The following is a 462-nucleotide window of genomic DNA, read 5'->3' on the forward strand; positions in this document are numbered from 1 at the left end:
AGCAAGAGGACATTGAAGAATATATGCAAGCAAATGGAGAAATAATGGATAAAATTCATAGCGCTTTTTTTGAGATTGAAAGGGAATACACAATTGAAATACCAGATTTAGAGTTGCGATTATTGAGCGATATTGTTCAAGGATAGGAGTGAATTCGAATGACAATGGGAGTAATTTTTGATATGGATGGGGTACTCATAGACAGCGAGACATTTTATTTTGAGAGAAGAATGAACTTCTTTCAAGAACTGGAGATAGATCCAGGATCAAACCAGATTGATGATTATGTGGGGAAAACAGAAGCTGCAATATGGGAAACATTAGTTCCTGAGGACAAATCATTAAGAGAGGAACTTTATCCGAAATATGTAGATTATCGAAAAACGCATCCAATTGATTTCGCTAAAGATTTACGAAAAGAAGTGAAACCGTTACTTGACTTCCTCAAGAAGCGGGATATAC

1 protein-coding gene is annotated in these 462 nt (G+C 35.7%); it reads left to right on the forward strand.

Going from position 1 to position 462, the window contains the following annotated elements; genetic code table 11:
• Positions 1–158 precede the first annotated feature (158 nt).
• On the forward strand, positions 159–462 hold a 304-nt coding region (locus D7V97_RS43660; protein WP_147445287.1), incomplete at its 3' end, for an HAD hydrolase-like protein.

The sequence above is a fragment of the Corallococcus sp. CA053C genome (assembly GCF_003611675.1).
Classification (GTDB): Bacteria; Myxococcota; Myxococcia; order Myxococcales; family Myxococcaceae; genus Corallococcus.